Origin of the sequence: Bacillus halotolerans, from assembly GCF_001517105.1 — a bacterium.
Taxonomy (GTDB): Bacteria; Bacillota; Bacilli; order Bacillales; family Bacillaceae; genus Bacillus; species Bacillus halotolerans.
Genome location: NZ_LPVF01000010.1, coordinates 613,184 through 633,542 on the forward strand (window position 1 = coordinate 613,184; position 20,359 = coordinate 633,542).

Sequence of the window (20,359 nt, forward strand, 5' to 3'; positions counted from 1 at the left end):
TTCAATCCCTCGCTATTCGCATTCAGTATTGTACTGTATATATCGGCGAAAATTATAAAAAATGAATGGTGAGGCTCTTCAAAATCCTATTCTGGCGACAGTTATGCTGATAACCTTAAAAAAAGAAACTTTTTTCCTAATGACCATTGACTTTCCAACTGACAGTGATAAAATAGTCAAGGATTTTTCCAAAGAAGGGTGTAAATAATGGGTACTTTAGTAATATTTAAAGAAAATGAAATGACTGTTTTAGAGGATATCAGTGAAGAGACTTATCTTCATATGAAGAAAGAATCTGCTGATCTTCAAGAAGAGCATCCCCCGTACATGATTTGGCACGAAGACCTTCATTTTGACTATGGTTATTGATGAAATTGGCACATATAAACAATAATAGAACATGATACAATAAAGACAATCAAATCGCTGGTTGTCTTCTTTTTTTCTGAGAAGGAAGGTATGTTTAGTAAATAGGCGCATACAATCGAAATATATCGGTTAAAAAGGTGACAAATGGCCAGCTAGTGGTAAAATAGGAGAAACTCATTATATATATTAAGGTGATGAATTATGGAACATTTGCTGAATCCGAAAGCCAGAGAGATTGAAATTTCAGGAATACGCAAATTCTCAAATCTTGTATCTCAACACGAAAATGTCATTTCACTTACGATCGGCCAGCCTGATTTTTTCACGCCGCATCATGTGAAAGCTGCCGCAAAAAAAGCCATTGATGACAACGTTACGTCATACACTCCAAATGCCGGCTACCTGGAATTGAGACAAGCTGTTCAGCTTTATATGAAGAAAAAAGCAGACTTCAACTATGAAGCTGAAAGTGAAATAATGATCACAACAGGAGCAAGCCAAGCCATTGATGCAGCTTTCCGCACCATTCTGTCTCCCGGCGATGAAGTCATTATGCCAGGTCCGATATACCCGGGTTATGAACCAATTATCAATTTATGCGGTGCCAAGCCTGTCATTGTTGACACGACGTCTCACGGGTTTAAACTCACAGCCCGGCTGATCGAAGAAGCTCTGACTCCCAATACCAAGTGTGTCGTGCTTCCTTATCCGTCAAACCCTACCGGTGTGACATTATCTGAAGAAGAGCTGAAAAGCATCGCGGCTCTATTAAAAGGCAGAAATGTCTTCGTATTGTCAGACGAAATATACAGCGAATTAACATATGACAGACCGCACCATTCGATTGCAACACATTTGCGGGATCAAACCATTGTCATTAACGGCTTGTCAAAGTCCCACAGCATGACGGGATGGAGAATCGGATTTTTATTCGCTCCGAAAGACATAGCAAAACACATTTTAAAGGTTCATCAATACAATGTGTCATGTGCGTCCTCTATTTCTCAGAAGGCAGCGCTTGAAGCTGTGACTAACGGATTTGACGACGCTCTGATCATGAGAGAGCAGTACAAAAAACGGCTGGATTATGTGTATGACCGCCTCGTGTCGATGGGGCTTGATGTCGTAAAACCGTCTGGCGCATTTTATATTTTTCCTTCTATTAAATCCTTTGGGATGTCTTCGTTTGACTTTAGTATGGCTCTTTTGGAGGATGCTGGTGTGGCGCTTGTGCCCGGCAGCTCGTTCTCAGCGTTTGGTGAAGGATATGTAAGGCTGTCTTTTGCATACTCGCTGGACACATTAAGAGAAGGATTAGATCGTTTAGAATTATTTGTACTAAAGAAAAGGGAATCGATGCAGACGATATAAACAACGGCGTTTAAGCCGTTGTTTTATTTTTTTGGAAATGAGATTTTAAACGCTGTGCCTTTATCCGGCTGGCTGTCTACATGGATAACGCCTTGATGATTCTCAATGATATTAAATGTTACCATCAGCCCGAGCCCTGTTCCCTTTTCTTTTGTCGTTAAAAATGGTTCTCCAATACGGTTGAGCACCTTTTCAGGTATGCCCTCCCCTTCGTCCTTGACGGTAACATGAACAGAATGCTTATCCTCTGTTACGATAATGTCTACAGTGCCTCCGTCAGGCATAGATTCTACTGCATTTTTTATTAAATTAATGAATACCTGCTTCAGCTGATTTTGGTCCCCGTTTATATAAATGCTGTCTTTCTCATAACGGGTTCTGATGAAAATCCCGTTTAAATTCGCCTGGGTTTCCAGCAGCGCAGAGACTTCACCGATTAGTTTTTTCAAGTTCAAATGCTCTTTCACGGCATTCTGCTGGGGCTTTGCCAGCATCAGCAGTTCACTGAGTATTAATTCAATTCGGCTGAGCTCAGAGAATACAATGTCAAAATAATGTTCATTTCCTTCCATCGTCGGTTTCATCAGCTGTAAAAACCCTTTAATCGCGGTAAGCGGATTGCGAATCTCATGCGCGATTCCCGCTGCGAGCTGTCCTGCGATAGATAATTTTTCTGATTTAAGCATGAGTTCCTCTGTTTGTTTTCTCTCAGAAATATCACGCAGAATGACTTGGACAGCCGCTTCACCGAAAAAGGTCGTCGGAATGCAGACCATTTCCGTGTAGATGACCCTGTTCTGAAAGGTAAACCATGATTGCTTAACGATTTCCGATTCTGTTTTTTGCTCGGCAATGTTTTGGATTCTCTCTTTCACGTCCTCATGATCGCAAGGGTGGAGCTGATCGTATATATTTTTGCCGATTAAATCCTCATAGGTCGCCGCTTCAAACAGCGAAATTCCCGACTCATTCATAAACACCCATTTCCCATTATGAATCACAGCAATAGTATCGATTGAATTTTGAATCAGCAGCTGATATCGTTCACGGCTTTTTTGCAGGATGGTTTGGAATTTTTTCCTTGAAGAGATATCGATTAGCAGAAGCAGTTCAGCCTGCTGGTTTTTGTAGACGGTCGGGGACGCTTTCACTTCTAAATGAACAGGTGTGCCATCAAGCCTTTTCCACGTCTGTTCAATCATTCCGACTTCCATTCCTTTTTGCATTCGTATAATTCTGTTTTTCACGATATCATGATACTCTTCCTCAATAAATTCATAGGACCATTTGCCAATAACAGCATCCTTGCTTTTTGCTCCCAGCATGGAAAGCATCGCGCTGTTTACATAGACGATTTTGCCGCTGACACTGATGCATAGCGGGCTTGGAAGATTTTCAACTAGCCGCTCATAATCATCCGTTATATATGTAGTTGATTCCGGGTTCGCAGGCTCAATTTCATGTTTTTCGCAGGTAAGAGGCTGATGCCCGGACTCTTCTTCGAGAATCTTCATTTTCAAAATGATTTCCCGTTCCGTCCGCTCAGCTCTCGTCGTCACAATTTCTACTGCAGCCTCCACCCATACAATCGTATGATCTTTTTTAATGAAACGAAAGGTGCACGGCATCAGATGATGTTCATTATAAAAATAGCTTTCAACTAAAAATTGGTCTTCCTCATGCAGAAATGTCTTGAGGAATGATCCGATCATTTCTCCCTGAAGATAACCCAGATACAGTTTGGAGTTGGCTGATATATAAATAATGCGTCCATTAGAAGCCAAGACTGCATGAATATCGGTTTTCGTTTGAAATGGCTTAACATACTGCGTATCCTGTTCCACAGAATCCCTCCTTTGCATGATTATCATGTTCGACATTTACAGATTGACTTTTACCTAGTATGATTCGCTAGAAAATGAGTATTCTCCTTCTATTCTTATAGTGATCTCTAATTTTTGAGGAAAAGAAAGGGCACACAATCTGTCAGATGTGCACCCTGTTTTTTATTTTTCGCTATTTTTCTTTTCGAGCTCTGCGTAAGCGTGTATGGCTCTTTTGGCGATTAACTTATTGATCGGATCGTGATCGTTTGCTACTGAAGGTACAACCACACTAAATGCAACTTTTGGATTTTTCGATGGGTAATAGCCGACAAATGTTAGATTGTATGTCCTTTTTCCCCACCAATTTTGATTTGTGCCGTAGTAAAATGTTTCCGCTGTTCCCGTTTTTCCAGACACGTCTTCTGTAAAAGTATTTTTAGCGGTCCCCGAAGTTGTAACTAATTTCATTCCAGTTTTCACTTGCTGAATATCACTTTCCGTATTATTGATTTTATTCAGGATGTTGGGCTTTCTTTGCTCAATTGTTTTTCCAAGCTCCTCTTTACTGCTGGGTTTATGGATACTTGTGACGATTCTAGGCTGTATGCGGTACCCGCCATTTGCGATTGCCGAAATGTACTGTGCCATCTGAAGCGGTGTGTATGTATCATATTGACCGATGGCCAAGTCTAAAATTAAGCCCCCTACAACATCAGGTGTCGTTTGCATTCCTGCAGATTCCTGCGGCAGGTCAACACCAGTCTTGACTCCAAGGCCAAACTGGCTGTAGTAATTTCTCATTTTGAGCAGATCCTTCTGATCAGCAGGAAGCGGTCCATACGGCTTATACGTTACCCCAGCTATATGCATAGCAACATTAAACATATATACGTTTGAACTTTTTTGCAAAGCCGTTAATTCATTGATGGTTCCCATATTTGTGTAAGATTTTTTTATGAGCTTCCTTCCTAAATGCATCGGCGCATCATGGAAATATTTATAATGCGGAATCCCATCCTGATAGCCCGCGAGAACGGTTGCACCCTTAACAGCTGATCCCATTTCATATTGGGTTGTAAAAGCACCGATCGCATAATCTTGAATCTTATTTGTTTCTAAATCTATCTTTTTTCCTGCCATCGATAAAATATCGCCGTTATTCGGATCCATCATCACAACAAAGGCCCGGTCAAGCATATAGTTTCCGCGCGCGCGGCTATTTCTCACTTCTTCTTCAACAATCTTTTCTACCTTTGCCTGCAGCTCCATGTCAAATGAAAGCCGAAGATCATAGCCCCGGCTGCCTTTGTCGATTGTTTTCTGGCTGACGACATTTCCTTTATTGTCTTCCACGTATTCCACTTTTTCTTTATGAGAATTTAAATAGTCCTCATATTGATACTCCAAATAACTTTTGCCGACTCTGTCATTACTCGCATAGCCTCTCGTAACATAAAAGTCTTTCCGGTCGCTGAGCAGCCCTTGATCAGGTGTTGTGACACCTCCAAAAACGGAATAAAGTGTTTTGTCATAAGGGTATTTTCGTGTCCAATCGTTTACGACATCTATCCCCGGCAGCTCTTCTAAATGCTCAGACACAATAGAAATTTCATCATATGTTAAATCATTTTTCGGTCTTTGCGAGGAGTTTTTCTTTTCATCAAGCAATGATCCGTTTTTGCCGTTGCCGTTGCTGTCATTTGGGTCCATCGCTTTTACAATCTGAGGTTCATACGCATTCCCGCTTGAAAATCTTGTGTATATGGCCGCGGTTTGCATTTCTTCGTCATCCCGCTGGATGGCCTTCAATTCTTCAGCCGGGACGCGTTCAACTTGAAGCTTGTAAGCCTGTGTCCCCTTCAGATTGCTTTCAGATTCCTTTAACAGACCGAGAGCTTTTTTTGGATGAGAAGCGAGCCAGTAATCACGTAAATCTCTATCCTTTAAAAATTCGGTATCAATATCGATCAAAGCGGCAAGCCGTTTAGCTGTTTTGATTTTGTCCTCTGTTTTTGTGCTTGATGTTGAGACATACACAATTTCCGGCACGCTCTGGTTCTCAACAGCCACTTTCTCGTTTCTGTCATACATCTTCCCCCGAGGCGCTGGATAATACGCTGTCTTCGCATTAGCTCTCTTAGCGTTTTCTTCATGCTGTTCGCCTTCGACAATCTGAACAACGCCAAGCTTAAAGATTAATGCAGTAAATAGAACAAAGACCGCCAGGAAATACAGATTCATTCTGATTGCTCTGTTTCCTTTGCGCTTTTTCTTTGGTTCACGTCCTATTTCAGTCACTTCTGGTTACCCCTCTCAAATCATTCAATATATTTACATATACTGTTTTTAATTGTAACACCTTTGTAATAGTTGTTACAGCGAAAAGGGATAAAAAAAGTTGTCAATATTGAAATACATTAAAATATAACTAACGATTCAAAAAATAGGAAGCTATGTAACTGTGAGATAAAGTCCCTACATACGCGTTACTCGCTTGCCATCAGCGGTTCAGCGCGTTTTGATTACAAAAATGACAAACACCATTTGTCAAAGGAAAGTGATGGATTCTTTATGACAAAAAAGCTATGTTATGATTTTTTTGTAGAAAACAAACAACTCTAGGAGGTTACGAACTAATGAAAAAAGCATTTATTTTATCTGCTGCCGCTGCGGTTGGATTATTCACATTCGGAGGCGTACAGCAAGCATCAGCGAAAGAACTCTCCTGCCAGCCTGTGGTAACGGTCAAAACGGGGAACACAGTGCAAAACCTTACACTTAATGATGTAGTGAAAAAGCTACATATTAAAACAAATATAAAAACACTAAACGCGGCTAACGAAAAAGAGCTCGAGAAGCTTCTTCAAAAGCACGCGAATCAATCCAACATGAAGATTCAGGATGTTCAAAAGCCGGAAGCTGCAAAGCCAGCCCAAAAGGCTCCTGAAAAAGCCGCTGCTGATAAAAGCACTGCTGCTAAAGCACCGGCTACTCCTGAAAAAACAAGCAATAATACAACAACAGCTGCACCTTCATCTGTAAGTGCATATGAGAAAAAAGTTGTTGAGCTGACAAATGCAGAAAGACAAAAACAAGGTTTAAAACCGCTTCAAATTGATGAAACATTAAGCAAATCTGCACATGCAAAATCACAGGATATGAAAGACAAGAACTATTTTGATCACCAAAGCCCAACGTACGGCTCACCGTTTGATATGATGAAATCTTTCGGAATCAGCTACAAAACAGCTGGTGAAAACATTGCTAAAGGACAAAAAACACCTGAAGAAGTAGTAAAAGCTTGGATGAACAGTGAGGGCCACAGAAAAAACATTCTTAACCCTAACTTCACACACATCGGTGTCGGTTATGTTGAATCCGGCAGCTACTGGACACAGCAATTCATCGGAAAATAATAAAAAAGAGATTGCCTGTTTTGGACAGGCAATCTCTTTTTATTTCACCCAAAGCTTATAAATGCTTTGAGTCCCGCTGTTTTCTTCTCCTTGTGCGGCAAGTTGGTCATATAATGATTTCGCAAGCGACAAGCCTGGCATTTCTTCACCCATTAATTCAGCTTCCTCTAAGGCAATTCCCATATCTTTGATAAAATGCTTTACATAAAATCCTGGCTCGAAATCACCCTTCAGCATACGCGGGGCGAGATTTGACAATGACCAGCTTCCTGCCGCTCCAGTTGTAATGCTCTTCAGGACATTTTCCGGCTGAAGGCCTGATTTTTGGGCATAAGCCATCGCTTCGGCTACACCGATCATACCTGCTGCAATCGCGATTTGATTACACATCTTTGTGTGCTGCCCGCTTCCTGCCGGCCCTTGATATTGAATATTCTCTCCCATTAAAGTGAAGATGGGCAGGCAAGCTTCAAACGCTTCTTTTTCTCCTCCGACCATAATCGCCAGTGTTCCGTTTTGCGCGCCGATGTCACCTCCTGAAACAGGTGCGTCTAAGGCAAATAATGATTTTTCTTTGGCTGCCTCCGCAATTTTTTTGGCTAACGACGGTTTGGAAGTCGTCATATCAATGAGATACGCACCTTTTTTAGCATGTTCAATAATTCCGCTGCTGCCGAAATACACTTCTTCTACATCACTGGGATAGCCTACCATTGTAATAATGATATCCGCTTCTTTCGATAGTTCTTTTACAGTGTCTTTCCACACCGCGCCTTTTTCCAGTATGCTGTCCGCTTTTGCTTTTGTCCGGGTATACACCAATACGTGATGTCCATCTTTAAGGATATGTGAAGCCATACTGTTTCCCATTACTCCAAGACCGATAAAACCGACTGTTTTTTCAAGTAAATTCCCCCAGACGTTAGATTTCATTTAGTTAAAATTTATCATTTTCTAGACTACCATATCTAGTAATCATATAGTAGAGTCTAAAAAATAAAAAACCCAAAACTTGAAAAAGTCCTGGGTATCAATGTTGATTATAATGTAAATTTAGCAATAGCGTTCATAAGCTCTTGGCTTGCATGTTTTAATGTATCAGTTGAGTGTTTGACTTTCTCAAGCGTGATCAGCTGTTCATCGGTTGAGGCGTTGACTTCCTCCGCTGCAGCAGCCGATTCCTGTGATATAGCCGAGATGCTTTGAATCGCTTCAGAAATGGCAAGCTGTTCTTCACTCATTCTTTGTATTTCTTCGTAAATTTGATCAATACCTTGGACAAGTGACTGCATTTCCGCGGTGATGGTGTTTAATACTTCACCAGTCTCATGAATTGCGCTGTTTTGTTCATCATTCATTTTACTTGCTTCAACCATTGCATGAGAAGCCTCTTTTGTTTCAAGCTGAATCAGCTTCACTGTCTCACTGATATGCTTGGTGGAAAGCGCTGACTGCTCGGCAAGCTTCCGCACCTCTTCAGCCACGACTGCAAATCCGCGTCCGCTTTCACCGGCTCTGGCTGCTTCAATACTGGCATTTAAGGCAAGTAAATTGGTTTGATCCGAAATATTTGAAATCGCAGTAACCACTTCTTCAATATTCTTCGTTTGATTTTCCAAATCCAGCAGCATCGTTTCGACTTTCTTTGTTTCCGTATTGGCTTCGTTTGATTTCATCAGCAGCTGGCCGAGCGCGTCAAGCCCTTTATAGCTTGCGTCCTCTGAGGATTTTGAACGTGCTTTCATGCCGCCTGCCTGATCAGCAATTCGTCTGATTTTAGCAGACAGGTTTTCTGATTTTTCGTTAATGGTCTCTACTTCTGAAGCCTGTTCCGTTGCCCCTGCTGCCACTTCTTCGATCGCTTTTGCAATTTGTCCGCTCGTTTCATTGGTTTCAGCGGAGACAGCTGTTAATTGTTCAGAGGTGTCAGACACTTTTCCTGAAGAATGTCTGACTTGTTCCACCATTTCCTTCATGTTTTCAACCATCTGATTAAAGTCTCTTGTTAACATGCCGACTTCATCCTTGGTCTTTGACTCTGCCTGTACTGTCAAATCGCCTGCAGAGACGGCCTTTGTTTTTGCAATCAGCTGCTGGATCGGCCCGGTTATTGTTTTGGCGAGAAAGTAGCTGAGAATAATCGTCACCGCCAGCGCGATGAGTGAGATGAAAAGGTTCGCCCGATTCATTTTATCTGAAATCCACATTAATTTATTTGTGTCAAATTGTGTTCCGACTTTCCATCCCGTTTCTCCAACCGTTTGATACACAATCATTTTTCCCATTGCATCTTGTATCCCGTTTTTGTCAGATGCAATGGTTTTTAATGTTTGGTCCTTGGAGATATTTTTTCCTTGGTTTGACGGATGTGCTAAAAGATTGCCGCTTGCATCAGCTAAAAAAGCAAATCCATTGTATGGCACCTTTTGCTTATTTACCATGGTCTGGATGGAAGAAAGTTTCAGATCATAACTGGCAACGCCTATCACCTTCTGCCCGTCAAGAATTGCTTTTGAGGCTGTGACGATCATTTCTCCCGTCACGACATCCTTATAGGGTTCCGTCCAGACGACTTTATCCGGTGTTTCAGCCGCGCGCTTATACCATGGTCTAGAAACCGGATCATAATCTTCTGCAAATTCTGCTTTCGGATATGTAAACATTTCTTTTTTTTGCGGTGCCTATATAGGCCATCGCCACATAATCATCGTTTTCTTTAATTTGTTTAATGTCATCATTAAACAGCCTGGCAGCTTCTTTACTTGAATTTGTCACAAACGCACGTGTTAACTCTCCATTTGCCAATCTTAACAGCGAAATGTCATAACTCTTTAATTGCAGTTCGATATTTTGTTCAAGCGAGTTTGTTACGTTTTGTGTCGTGTTTTTCCCATCCTCTGTAATCATCGGTTTTAACGTCAGGTAAGAAGAAAGCATCAAAAGAACAACTGTGACGATTAACATGATAGAAACGAAAACAGCAATCTTCATGTGAAGTTTTTTAAACAAACCAATCCCCTCCTATTTTCTATATCGGCCTTTTCACCCAAAAAATGAATAATCATAATATAAATTATATTGAAATCACAAGATATTTACTGAAAATTCTAACTATATGTGTTTCAGCAGTTTGGATTACGATATAATAAACAGCACAAGGAGAGTGATTATCATTTTTAAACAGATGTATGTCCATAATGGCATTAAATTTGAGCGGCTGACGATCAGAAATTATTTGAGAACAGACATAGAGGGCTTGCTTTCTCTTCAGAAAGAGTGTTTTCCCCCTCCATTCCCGCAGGAATTGCTGTGGTCAGAAGAACAGCTTGCCAGCCATATCAACACCTTTCCGGAAGGCGCCTTATGCGCGCTGGTTAATGGTGAGATCGTCGGTTCGATGACTTCTCTTATCGTGCATTTTGAACCCGATGCTCCCGAGCATACATGGGCGGAGACAACTGATAACGGCTATATTACATGTCATGATCCGCAGGCAAATACGTTATACGTAGTGGATATTTCGGTTTCACCGCATTATCGGAAGCTTGGAATAGGAAAATGGCTGATGAATACGATGTATGAATTAGCCGTTGAGAAGCGAATGGAACGGTTACTCGGCGGCGGACGTATTCCTTTTTATCATAAGTACGCACATGAGATCAGTGCTTCACAATATGTAGAGGATGTTATAGAAGGAAAAAAGAAAGATCCTGTACTGTCATTTCTCCTCCATTGCGGCCGTTCACCGCTCTGCATCGTCAGCAATTATTTGGACGATGAAGAATCCTTGAATTACGGGGTGTTGATGGAGTGGAAAAATCCCTTTTATGAAAAAACGAGCTGTAAAGCTGACAGCCCGTTTACGTGAAATATTCAATTTTTGCATTAGGAAAATACGTATCGATATAAGATTCAAGCGTTTCTCGAAGCACATGCTCTTCATCTTTCTGATAAATATATTTTCCGATCCCGTAGCGTCCCCATTTATAGCGCCGCTTTTCTTCATCTAACTCAAGCTTTGTTTTTGGATAATTCTTCTCAATGACTCGTTTCGCCGGCTTCGTAAATCGATGCTGAATCAATTCAAAGGTAATATCATGTCTGACATCCTGCGGCAAAGCGGCATCAAGTTTTTCAAACAGATGTCTGTATCCATCCTCCCAGCCTTCATGGATGTAAATCGGCGCAACAATAAAGCCTAACGGGTAGCCTGCTTTCGCTACTTTTACAGCCGCTTCAATACGTTTATCGAGAGGAGAGGTTCCCGGCTCAAAATTCTTAATCACATAGTCAGCATTTATGCTGAATCTGAATCTTGTTTTCCCGTTATGTTTCGCATCCAAAAGGTGATCAACATGGTGAAACTTCGTGACAAATCTGAGCTTGCCAAGCTCACTCTGTCCAAAATGTTCAATGGCGTGCTTGAGCGTATGTGTCAAATGGTCGATGCCCACAATATCCGAGGTACATGAAGCTTCAAACCTTGTAAACTCCGGTGCACGTTCTTTCATATACTGATCCGCCTGGTCCAAGATTTCTTCGACATTTACATAGGTTCTGATATAGGGTTTTGTTCCCATTGTGGTTTGTAAATAGCAGTAATGGCAATGCCCCATACAGCCTGTCGCAAACGGGATCGCATATTCAGCTGACGGTTTTGAAGAATCAAACTTTAATGTTTTTCGGACACCGATTACTAAAGTTGATTTTGCATTACGGTATTGCTGAAGATGGTTTTTACCAGGAATATTGCGCACTTGGTTATGGGACGTCGTTTCTCTGATTTCGATGCCCATTTTTTCAAATTTATCATGTAATTCCTGTGCCAATGGATATTCCATTGCTCTCGGTTCAATATAAACGAGCTGCGGAACAAATGGGTTCTGCATGGTGCCACATCCTTTTCCTTTTCTACCGTTACTTTTCTCATAAGGCGGAAAGGATATGAGTTGTAATGTTTTCCTTGTTACTCGTACGGATCGATATCAAATAATTCTTTGTAAAGCGTTTTTGCTTCTTCATAGCTTGCAAAAACAGCATCATCCTCGGCAAACGGATGGTAGGTTTCAAATATAAACAGGGAAAGCTCACCCTCATGGTATGGGTGATGCACAATTTCAGCTTCCTTTATATGAGCAACATTGGCGGCGTGCGGATTTCTGTAGATGACGTAGACTGTATCTCCTGCGTTAAATTCGTTTGACATTCTATCCCTCCTAGCCATGTTATTGTGCCCCGCTGCATCCCTGATTATGAAAAAAACCAGACAGGCCGGAGGCCGTCTGGTTTTTGTGCATTACTTGAATGTTTCTTTTACGAACGCGACAACTTCTTCTGTCGTGCTCATAGATAAGATTTTCTCTTTGAATGACTCAGCTTCTTGTTTAGACAATTTGCTGATTTGTGTTCTTGCCGGAAGGATAGAAGTTGCGCTCATTGAGAACTCATCTAAGCCTAAGCCAAGAAGAATCGGAATCGCAATTTCATCTCCTGCCATTTCTCCGCACATGCCGACCCATTTTCCTTCTTTATGTGCCGCTTCAATTACAAGTGTAATTAAGCGAAGGATTGCAGGGTTGTATGGCTGATACAGGTAAGATACACGTTCATTCATACGGTCAGCTGCCATTGTGTATTGGATCAAATCATTTGTTCCGATACTGAAGAAGTCAACTTCTTTAGCAAACTGATCAGCGATAACTGCAGTTGACGGAATCTCAACCATCATACCGACTTCGATGTCGTCAGATACAGTTTGTCCCGCTTTGACAAGCTTTTCTTTCTCTTCAAGAAGGATCGCTTTCGCTTCTTTGAATTCGTTAACTGTCGCAATCATAGGGAACATGATTTTCAAGTTTCCGTATGTACTTGCACGAAGCAGCGCGCGAAGCTGTGTTCTGAAGATTTCTTGCTCTTCAAGGCAAAGACGAATCGCTCTGTAGCCCAAGAACGGGTTCATTTCTTTAGGAAGCTGCAGGTAAGGAAGCTCTTTGTCTCCGCCGATATCAAGTGTCCGAACGACAACTGATTTTCCTTCCATACGCTCAAGAACCGTTTTGTAAGCGTCAAACTGCTCATCTTCTGTAGGCAGCTGATCTCTTCCCATGTAAAGGAATTCTGTACGGTAAAGACCAACTGCTTCTCCGCCGTTTTCAAGAACACCTTTCACATCATCAGGAGTACCGATATTCGCTGCAAGCTCTACATGATGACCGTCTTTTGATACAGTCGGTTCATTGACCAGCTTCGCCCACTCAGCTTTTTGAGCTAAATAAGCGTTATGTTTTTCTTCATACTCTTTTACAGTTTCCGCAGAAGGATCGATAATGACATCGCCATTAATACCGTCAACGATAACAGTCACGCCGTTTTGGATCGTGCCTGTAGCCGCTTTCGTTCCGACAACTGCAGGAATCTCAAGAGAACGCGCCATGATGGCAGAGTGAGATGTGCGTCCGCCGATATCAGTTGTGAATCCTTTTACGAACTCACGGTTTAATTGAGCTGTGTCAGACGGTGTTAAGTCTTCAGCTATAATAATAACTTCTTCTGAAATCATGCTTGGGTTTGGAATTTCAACGCCAAGCAGGTGGCCCGTTACGCGTTTTGTTACGTCGCGGATATCTGCCGCACGCTCTTTCATGTATTCATTATCCATAGATTCAAACATGGTAACGAACATAGAAGACGTTTCTTTTAAAGCGAATTCAGCGTTTACAGAATCAGAGCTGATTTTTTCTTTCACAGGATTCAGAAGCTCAGGGTCACTGAGAACTAAAAGGTGAGCAGAAAAAATATCAGCTTTATCCTGACCCAGTTCTTTCAAAGCATGCTCTTTGATTTTTTCGAGCTCTTCTTTAGAACGTGCAATCGCTTCATCAAAACGGCTTACTTCCGCTTCAGAATCAGAGATGTTTTTCTTTTCAACCGTTAAATCTGGCTCTTCAAGCCGGTACGCTTTTGCAATCGCGATGCCGGCTGAAGCACCAATCCCTTTTAATTCTTGCATTACTCGCCGAGTCCTTCGCTTTTCATTGTTTCTTCTAAAGCGTTAAGAGCATCGTTTTCGTCAGCGCCAGCAGCAGAAATTGTGATTTCAGCGCCTTTAGCGATTCCAAGAGACATAACACCCATGATTGATTTAAGGTTTACAGTTTTGCCGTTATATTCTAAATTAACGTCAGCGTCGTATTTGCTTGCAGTTTGTACAAGAACTGTTGCAGGACGAGCGTGAATTCCAGAATCTGCAGTTACTTTGAATGTTTTTTGTGCCATTTTTATCATTCTCCTTTTAACTTAAAGCTATATTACTTCACAATATTATATCATACAGCCGTACTTGTCATCTGACAAGCACAGCGTACTATATACCCTTATTTTTCAATCTTCACAATGTCTTCTTGCTCTCTGTTAACTGATCCGCTTGCCTTAATGCTGACTGTTTCTCCTTCAGCAAGGTTCGTAAATACGATCGGTGTCATCAGAGACGGTACATTCGGTTTTACTGCGTCCAAGTCAACTTCAAGAAGCTTTTGTCCAGGCTCAACGCGGTCCCCTTCTGATACGAAAGACGTAAACCCTTCGCCCTTGAGGCTGACCGTATCAATGCCGAAGTGGATCAAAATTTCTTTTCCACCGTCGGATTGCAGGCCGATTGCATGTTTTGTCGGGAAAACATTTAATATTTTTCCTCGTACCGGAGAAACGACGATGCCTTCAGAAGGAAGGATCGCAAAGCCGTCACCCATCATTTTTCCTGAGAAGACTTGGTCAGGAACATCAGTAATCGGGTGAATTTCTCCAGCAATCGGAGAAACAAAGACTTCCTCGCCAATTTCATTTTGCAGCGGTTCTGCAATGACATCCTCAACCTGCTGCCCTACTTCTTCCTCAGCGGATGTTTTCGGTTCAGGTCTTGGTTTGCGTCCAGCGATGATGTCCTGCATTTGTGTTTTTAATCCGTCAGAACGCGGTCCGAAAATCGCCTGAATATTGTTGCCCACTTCCAGAACCCCGGAGGCGCCAAGCTGCTTCAGACGGTCTTTATCAACCTTTTTCTGATCGTTTACTGTCACACGCAGACGAGTGATACAAGCATCAAGGTGTTTGATGTTTTCCTGGTCACCCATTGCCTGCAGGATCTCGTAAGGAAGGTCGCCTGCTTCTCCTGTTTTCCCGGATGCTGCTGTTTCAGCTGAAGCATCCTCACGGCCTGGTGTTTTCAGATTAAATTTGCGGATCGCAAATCGGAATCCGAAGTAGTAAATAAGCGCAATCCCTAAACCAACAGGGATGACAAGCCACCAAGCCGTCCGGTTCGGTAAAATGCCGAAAAGGAAGTAGTCAATTAAACCGCCGGAGAATGTCATACCAATCTTAACATTCAACAGCTGCATGACCATGAATGAGAGCCCTGCAAACAAACAGTGGATCGCAAATAGGACAGGGGCAACGAATAGGAAAGAGAATTCCAATGGCTCTGTGATCCCTGTCAAGAAGGATGTCAGTGCTGCTGAACCCATAATACCTGCAACAAGTTTTTTGTTTTGCGGTTTTGCTTCATGATAAATCGCAAGCGCTGCAGCAGGAAGACCAAACATCATAAATGGATATTTACCTGTCATGAACGTACCTGCTGTTAATTGTACGCCGTCTTTAATCTGCGCCATAAAGATGCGCTGATCCCCGCGGATGATCTCTCCGGCTGCACTTTTGTAGCTGAAGAATTCATACCAGAATGGCGAGTAGAAAATATGATGCAGACCAAATGGAATAAGCGAACGTTCAATGACACCGAAAATAAATGCAGCAAGAGTTGGATTCGCTTCCACTAATCCAGTTGAAAAGGCATTCAATCCATGCTGGATCGGAGGCCAGATCACTAACATAATAAGACCCAGAATCAGTGCGGAAATTGACGTAATAATCGGTACGAAACGTTTACCCGCAAAGAAACCAAGATATTGCGGCAATTCAATTGTATAAAATTTGTTAAACAACAATGCCGCCAGCACACCGACGATAATACCGCCGAATACCCCTGTCGCCAAGGTAGGTATGCCGAGCATGTTTACATATGCCGGGTGGTTTTCAGTGAAGAACTTGGCTCTTTCGATTGAATCGGAAGGAATGGTTCCGTTTGCAAGAAGAACCGCACTCATGGATACGTTCATCACCAGATAACCGATAATTGCTGCTATCCCGGCAACTCCATCTCCGTTGGCAAGCCCGATGGCTACACCTACTGCGAAAAGAAGCGGAAGGTTATCGAAAACAATCTGCCCAGCGCTTTCCATCACACCCGCTACGAGCTGAACATTGTCATTGCTTAGGAAATGCAGGACTTGAATCATGTCCTTGTTTTGCATTGCATTCCCGATCGCAAGCAAAATACCCGCCGCAGGAAGAATCGCAACTGGAAGCATAAGCGCACGCCCGATTTTTTGGAGAACGCCGAATAATGCTTTAAACATAAGAATTGACCTCCTCTTTTTACTAGTCTGACCTTACAGCTAAAAATCATGACAACGAATTCACAGGCGTAAGTCTTCCAGTTTAACCGTTTACATTTGCCCTTTTACACAACAAAAAAGGCATGAGCAAAATAGGGTGCGCAAAAGAACGAGAATGATCTTCCCGTTTTTTCCCCTCAATCACTCATGCCTGATCGGATCAGTAACACGTTTTTAAAGGATAAACTGAATTTATGAAATTTTATTGGTTAATCGGTACAGATGAAGCGTGAGATAAACCGCTTCCGCCTCATGAACTGGTTTCTTCAATGTTTGCTGCAAGATTTTAATCAATTTCCAAGCTGTATTGTAGCATAGCGGATATTCATTTTTCAATAACAACATTAATTTTTCTGGTTCTTTAGTCGGTTCCTCTTTTTTAATTCTTTCTATCGTAAATCTGATGTGCCGGATAAGCCGTAAATAGTTGACGCTTTCCTTATTTACTTTCATTTGAAACGAGTCTTCAATCACCTCTACAAGCTGCGCCATCAGCTGAGAGTGCTTATTGACTTCGGACAGCGGGCGATTCGTCAGGGCTGAATGAATATGCAGAGCGATAAAACCGATCTCCCCTTCCGGAAGGCAGATGCCCGCTTTTTTATTGATCATTTCAATGACTTCTTTGGCAATCTGATATTCATCCGGATAAAGTGACTCCGTCTCCATTAAAAAAGGATTTTTCATATCAAAGCCCTGCTGCTGCCTTTTGATTGCAAATGCAATATGGTCAGTCAGTGCAATATGAATATGTTCATTTAGTGAACGGTTTGTCCGATTGCTAATGTGATATATGACATCGTTTGAAATATCAACAAGCTTTTCATCAACATAGTCGAGGAGCTTTTTAAACTGCTTCTGTTCCTTTTCGTCCTTTAAAATGAACATTTTATCGTACCCTTTATCTTCAATCACATCATCTTGTTTTTTCCCGAAACCAATTCCTTTTCCGATCAAAACTACTTCACTGTATTTATGATGAGAAGCAATTAATACGTTATTATTCAGTACCTTTTTCACTGTAAAGGACCCATTCACGATCCTCAGCTCCTTTGTCATTCAATACCTCATATCGTACATAACGAACGGAATGCGCGTCAAACCTTTTTTCATCCTTTCACTAAACAGTCGATCTTTCAATGAGACGGTAATCAAGAACCCTGCTTTCAATCGGCTGACCTTGAATCCTTTTTTCCAGCATGGCAAACGCCTGCTTGCCCATTTCCTTCGCTTGAATATCGATAGTTGATATCCCAAGCAATTGGCTGATTTCATGGTTATCAAAGCTTAAGATCGCAAGTTCACCCGGAACAGACACTTGCTGAGCTTTCGCTTCGAGTAAAAGCCCTGCCGATACCTGATCATTGGCGACAAAAATAGCCGTCGGCCTTTCCCTCCAGTTGTTCCATTTATGAAAAAGCGCTTTTCCATCGTTCATTGTAATCGCTTTCTCAATCACCCATTCTTCATTGAATGTTTCTCCGATCTCTTCCAATGCTTCTTTATATGCTTTGATGCGAAAATAACTGTTCATGCCTTTTTTTCTCGCTAAGCAAATCGCTATTTTTTTGTGCCCTTTGGCGATTAAATAGTCGAGTCCGTCCCGGAATGCGGCTTGATGAGGAATGCTGATTGTGGGAAACCCGCCCTTATTTGAATTCTGACAAAGCAATATCGGCCCTTCCCACTCCTTGAGCTTATCATCAGACAGCGCCTTCGAGCAAAAAATCAAACCGTCAACCTGGCGCTGTTTTAATTGGGACAGCGCAAAGATTTCTTTCTTGACATCATAATTTGTCTGGAATAAAGAGAGGTGAATGCCTGACTCTGCGGCAGTGTCTGAAATTCCCGCCATCAGTTCCGCAAAATAAGGAAGGCCGATCGTCGGCATTACAACACCGATCATGTTTGAAAACCCCTTCGACAAATGCACAGCGTGGACATTTCTTGTGTACTCCAACACTTCCATTGCTTCAAGCACTCTTTTTCTTTTCTCTTCACTTACATAAGGATGATTGTTTATGACTCTGGAAACCGTCGTAACGGAGACACCGGCTTTTTCTGCAATGTCTTTAATATTAGCCATAAATTCCCTTCTTTCTGATTTCCCTTGATCTGGAATGCGTTTCATACAATACGATAAGAACGTACCGACAGATTAGATGGTTTTTTGCTGAAAGGAGAAGATATAAATGGGTTTCTTCATTTTAATTGGATTATGTCTGGCCGTTCTGGGCGGAAGCTGCCTGGCTGTAAGACCGCTCAATCAAAAACATGAAGTGAAACCATTTCGGACGTTTGATGATTTTTTTATTTAAAACAGATAAAAAAGGACGATGTCGAGAACAAAGTCCTTTTTTATCTCTGCCTGTTACGGCAATATTGTTAATTCCTTCGGATATTGAGTAAGCGCAACCGCCCCGTCTTTTGTTACGTGAACGTCATCTTCAATGCGTACGCCGCCAACATCCGGCACATAAATGCCCGGTTCGATTGTATAAACCATTCCTTCCTGCAGCAGCGTGTCATTGGCTTTGCTCATCGACGGGTACTCATGCACTGAAATGCCGAGACCATGGCCCAGCCGGTGAGGGAAATATTCTCCGTATCCGGCTTTTTCAATGATTCCGCGGGCAGTTAAGTCCAGATCTCCGATTCTCACGCCTGGTTTGCTTGCTTCTATCGCGGCTTTTTCCGCTAGGAGCACCGTCTCGTAAATTTCTTCCTGCTTCGGATTGATTGTTTTGTAAGCAAAGGTTCGCGTGATATCAGAGCAATAGCCGTCCATAATAACACCCAGGTCAAACAAGACAAAATCGCCTTTCTTTAATGTGGCTGTTCCCGGATTTCCGTGAGGCTGACCTGATTTTTTCCCGAATAGCACCATTGTCGAGAAAGACATGCCCTGAATTCCTTTTTTCTTCAACTCATACTCAATCTGAGCGAGAACTTCCACCTCACTGATGCCTTCACGCAAAGCAGCTGTCCCGACTTCAACACCAAAATCGGCAAGCTTCGCCGCCTCTTTCAGCAATTTAATTTCATGCTCCTCTTTAATCAGACGAAACTGGTTAAGTGTTTCTTCTGCTGATACAAATTGAGCCCCTCCAGCTGAATGCTTCAGTTGTTCAGCACGCGAAAGCGAGATTGAATCCTTTTCTACGGCAAGCGTATGTATGCTGATATTTCGTTTTTTGAGTGCTTTTTCAATGAGCTCCCATGGATTTTCGTGATCGGCATATCCAATAATTTCGTGATTCCATCCGGCATTTCGGGCCTGATCTGCCTCCATTCCCGGACAAACGAAAAATGGCTCCTCCTCTTGAAAGATAAACAAACCCATTACACGTTCATGCGGCTCTGTATAAAAACCGGTTAAGTAAAATACATTTTCTTTCGTATGAATAAATGCGGCAGTATGCCCCGCTTCCTTCAGCCATGAAGAGACGCGTTGTATTCTATTCATTTCTTGTTCCTCCCTGCCTTTTGCCATGCGTTGTTCTTTATATATTGTAACAGGTTTTACGGGTGTTTGCCTTTCACAGCGACTTTCCGTTTTCCATCATTTTATTTCCTGCCGGTCATCTTGTATACTGAGAGGAGAGTTAATCGCAGGGAGTTGTTCCGTTTGCTGATGAATTTTTTCAGACGTAAGGCAGTTGTTCTATTAACAGTTGCGGGAATTTCCGCTCCTTTTGTCGGTATGAAGCTGGTGGATTTTTATTATTACAGCTCTATCATAGGCTGTGCAGCCGGCTTCCTTTGCTGCATCCTGGCTCTCATCATTGTGATGAAAAGGCCGGATCAAGAGAAAAAGCAAAGGAAGGTAAAACTTGATCCATAAAAAAACAGCAGCCCATTTGGA

16 protein-coding genes and 2 pseudogenes are annotated in these 20,359 nt (G+C 42.1%); 6 read left to right on the plus strand and 12 right to left on the minus strand.

Translation table 11 applies throughout. The annotated features are described in order from the left end of the window. The first annotated feature begins 207 nt into the window (after positions 1 to 207). Positions 208 to 369 (plus strand): hypothetical protein, encoded by a 162-nt coding sequence (locus tag AU387_RS20645; protein ID WP_003238943.1) that lies wholly within the window; start codon positions 208 to 210, stop codon positions 367 to 369. Positions 370 to 570: 201 nt separating this feature from the next. Then, positions 571 to 1,754, plus strand: a pseudogene (locus AU387_RS13460) (aminotransferase A). Positions 1,755 to 1,763: 9 nt separating this feature from the next. Here AU387_RS13460 and kinA read toward each other — a convergent pair. Beyond that, complete coding sequence (gene kinA, locus AU387_RS13465) at positions 1,764 to 3,584, minus strand: sporulation histidine kinase KinA (RefSeq protein ID WP_024121207.1); 1,821 nt, start codon at positions 3,582 to 3,584, stop codon at positions 1,764 to 1,766. Between the two features lie 162 nt (positions 3,585 to 3,746). Further along, positions 3,747 to 5,864 carry a peptidoglycan D,D-transpeptidase FtsI family protein gene (locus tag AU387_RS13470; protein WP_059292872.1) on the minus strand — a complete coding sequence of 706 codons (2,118 nt, stop codon included), beginning with the start codon at positions 5,862 to 5,864 and terminating at the stop codon, positions 3,747 to 3,749. A gap of 338 nt (positions 5,865 to 6,202) precedes the next feature. On the opposite strand from AU387_RS13470, the gene AU387_RS13475 reads away from it, so the two are divergent. After that, positions 6,203 to 6,982: a CAP domain-containing protein gene (locus AU387_RS13475; RefSeq protein ID WP_059335884.1), complete on the plus strand. Its 780-nt coding sequence runs from the start codon at positions 6,203 to 6,205 to the stop codon at positions 6,980 to 6,982. A 39-nt stretch (positions 6,983 to 7,021) separates the two neighbouring features. On the opposite strand, the gene AU387_RS13480 is transcribed toward AU387_RS13475, so the two are convergent. Next, on the minus strand, positions 7,022 to 7,915 hold the full coding sequence (locus AU387_RS13480; protein ID WP_059335885.1) for an NAD(P)-dependent oxidoreductase: 894 nt from the start codon (positions 7,913 to 7,915) through the stop codon (positions 7,022 to 7,024). 107 nt (positions 7,916 to 8,022) lie between these two features. After that, positions 8,023 to 9,991, minus strand: a pseudogene (locus AU387_RS13485) (methyl-accepting chemotaxis protein). Positions 9,992 to 10,148: 157 nt separating this feature from the next. On the opposite strand from AU387_RS13485, the gene AU387_RS13490 reads away from it, so the two are divergent. Further along, entirely contained in the window at positions 10,149 to 10,850 is a 702-nt protein-coding gene (locus AU387_RS13490) for a GNAT family N-acetyltransferase (RefSeq protein ID WP_082687909.1), read from the plus strand. Here AU387_RS13490 and splB read toward each other — a convergent pair. The 7 genes from splB to AU387_RS13525 form a co-directional block, all read right to left on the minus strand. Beyond that, the gene (splB, locus tag AU387_RS13495) at positions 10,843 to 11,871 is read right to left on the minus strand and encodes a spore photoproduct lyase (protein WP_059292876.1); all 1,029 of its coding nucleotides are present in this window, start codon (positions 11,869 to 11,871) and stop codon (positions 10,843 to 10,845) included. The genes AU387_RS13490 and splB overlap by 8 nt on opposite strands. A 77-nt stretch (positions 11,872 to 11,948) precedes the next feature. Continuing rightward, a complete protein-coding gene (splA, locus tag AU387_RS13500; protein ID WP_044156104.1) occupies positions 11,949 to 12,188 on the minus strand; it encodes a splAB operon transcriptional regulator SplA in 240 nt (79 codons plus the stop codon). A 90-nt stretch (positions 12,189 to 12,278) separates the two neighbouring features. Then, positions 12,279 to 13,991, minus strand: a complete 1,713-nt coding sequence (gene ptsP / locus AU387_RS13505) for a phosphoenolpyruvate--protein phosphotransferase (protein WP_059335886.1) — start codon at positions 13,989 to 13,991, stop codon at positions 12,279 to 12,281. Continuing rightward, a complete protein-coding gene (locus AU387_RS13510; RefSeq protein WP_010334034.1) occupies positions 13,991 to 14,257 on the minus strand; it encodes a phosphocarrier protein HPr in 267 nt (88 codons plus the stop codon). The genes ptsP and AU387_RS13510 overlap by 1 nt, the downstream gene beginning before the upstream one ends. A gap of 98 nt (positions 14,258 to 14,355) precedes the next feature. Next, on the minus strand, positions 14,356 to 16,455 hold the full coding sequence (ptsG, locus tag AU387_RS13515; RefSeq protein ID WP_059335887.1) for a PTS glucose transporter subunit IIABC: 2,100 nt from the start codon (positions 16,453 to 16,455) through the stop codon (positions 14,356 to 14,358). Between the two features lie 231 nt (positions 16,456 to 16,686). Then, entirely contained in the window at positions 16,687 to 17,553 is an 867-nt protein-coding gene (glcT, locus tag AU387_RS13520; RefSeq protein ID WP_059335888.1) for a glucose PTS transporter transcription antiterminator GlcT, read from the minus strand. 61 nt (positions 17,554 to 17,614) lie between these two features. After that, positions 17,615 to 18,580 carry a LacI family DNA-binding transcriptional regulator gene (locus tag AU387_RS13525; RefSeq protein WP_044156108.1) on the minus strand — a complete coding sequence of 322 codons (966 nt, stop codon included), beginning with the start codon at positions 18,578 to 18,580 and terminating at the stop codon, positions 17,615 to 17,617. A 106-nt stretch (positions 18,581 to 18,686) separates the two neighbouring features. On the opposite strand from AU387_RS13525, the gene AU387_RS22230 reads away from it, so the two are divergent. Continuing rightward, a complete protein-coding gene (locus AU387_RS22230; protein ID WP_010334030.1) occupies positions 18,687 to 18,812 on the plus strand; it encodes a hypothetical protein in 126 nt (41 codons plus the stop codon). A gap of 53 nt (positions 18,813 to 18,865) precedes the next feature. On the opposite strand, the gene papB is transcribed toward AU387_RS22230, so the two are convergent. Then, complete coding sequence (gene papB / locus AU387_RS13530) at positions 18,866 to 19,960, minus strand: di/tri-peptidase (protein WP_059335889.1); 1,095 nt, start codon at positions 19,958 to 19,960, stop codon at positions 18,866 to 18,868. 162 nt (positions 19,961 to 20,122) lie between these two features. Here papB and AU387_RS13535 point away from each other — a divergent pair, with 162 nt between their 5' ends. Beyond that, positions 20,123 to 20,338, plus strand: coding sequence for a hypothetical protein (locus tag AU387_RS13535; protein WP_044156111.1), 216 nt, complete (start codon positions 20,123 to 20,125; stop codon positions 20,336 to 20,338). Positions 20,339 to 20,359 lie beyond the last annotated feature (21 nt).